The sequence below is a fragment of the Candidatus Alistipes pullistercoris genome (assembly GCF_027665465.1).
Taxonomy (GTDB): domain Bacteria; phylum Bacteroidota; class Bacteroidia; order Bacteroidales; family Rikenellaceae; genus Alistipes_A; species Alistipes_A hominis.
Window position 1 is genome coordinate 356 of the sequence record NZ_JAQDED010000021.1, and the last position, 1518, is coordinate 1873.

2 protein-coding genes are annotated in these 1518 nt (G+C 47.4%); both read left to right on the forward strand.

What is annotated here, in order from left to right; genetic code table 11:
- On the forward strand, positions 1-954 hold a 954-nt coding region (locus tag PGR91_RS13490), incomplete at its 5' end, for a hypothetical protein (protein ID WP_270399386.1).
- Positions 955-1333: 379 nt separating this feature from the next.
- The coding region (locus PGR91_RS13495; protein ID WP_270399387.1) for a hypothetical protein at positions 1334-1518 on the forward strand (185 nt) is incomplete at its 3' end.

The window sequence follows — 1518 nt, forward strand, 5'->3', positions numbered from 1 at the left end:
ATGGATCTGTCGGCCGATACGACTTATGTGAAGGTTCAGAACGACCTGGTGGGTACGGCCACTTACAAGATGATCTGCTGGAACGATCCTTCGGACAGCTATCTGTCGGTTAAACGCGGGACGGATGTGGAAATTACCGACAACGGTGGCGGCAGCTATACGCTGAATACGACGGGTACGGCTCCGACCGTCTCTACGTCGATGTTCCCGGTATCGGCCGGTTCTGTGGTCTCGTTCTCGTATAAGACAACCGAGGCGATCGGCCGACCGAAGTTGAGTCTGGACGTGAATAACAAGAAATTGCAGATGCTCGGTTACGAGATAAACCAGGCTGACGATTGGACAGAATATTCGGTGGATTTGTATAATGTTTATTTCGATATGGGAGCGAACATGGCACCCGGTTATCCGTTGACGCTTTCTCTGGGCAGTAAGTCGGGCGTGACGATCGAGATCAAGGATATCCAGGTACGCGAAAAGAACTACCAGGAACAGATGCTCACCGACAATGCTTATTACTTTAAGTTCAATAACGGATCGGGAAATAACCTGACGTGTTCGAACGAGACTACGGATGAGGCTTACCAGACTTACCGGTTCGTGGCTTCGTCAAGCTCTGACCCCTATTACGGCGCTTTGTCTCATAGTCAGACGCTGACCGCGGACGATAACCAGTTCTATTTCGAGTACAAGAGCGAAACGAATTTCAGTCAGGAACTTTTCTGGAAAGCGGCAGGTGGATACAGTTTGCAAATAGGTCAGGCTTTGGAAGCTTCCGATATCTGGGTTGCGGTACATGCCGATCTGACGGATAAGGTAGCTACGATATTTAAGAATCATCCGGATGCGGGCGATGCGGGTAGTTCCTTCCGTTGGGATCCTATCGACATCGGTACGCCGAACGGCCCGATGATTATCCGTAATCCTCGAATCGGTAAGAAGAGTTACGAATAGTCGGACCAAAGGTCCAGTTAATAAATCAAACGAATCCCCGCAAGATCTTGCGGGGATTCGTTTGATTTATTTTGCAATATGGGATGGTGTGGAAACCAATGACGTGCCGGATGCTGCGGGAGCTTGTCGTATTGTCCGTTTCCGGAGAATCACGCTGCGTACCTCCTGTTAGGAGGTGTTCGAAGATTCGTAATCCATACCTGTTTTTTTGAAGATATGGATGGTTTTTTTAGGTTGAAAAATTGTGTTTTTTATTGTTTTTTTGCAACAATGCGCTAAATTTGTCGAGGATAATTTATGTAATTTGAAAAATTAATCCTAAATTTGATCGTGCTTTGAAATCGAAACAATGAATAATACTAAACTTAAAACCTTGTCTATGAAAAAGTATTTACAAATCAGCGCCTTATGTTTGGTCGTATTGGCGGCGGGCATTTTCAGTTCCTGCAAAGACGACGAGTCCGGCTCATCGAGCCCGCTGATCGGGATGTCCGTGCAACTGGCAGCGGCGGACAGTACCGTTTCGACACGGATCAATATCGATCATGCCAACCGCCTCGTGAC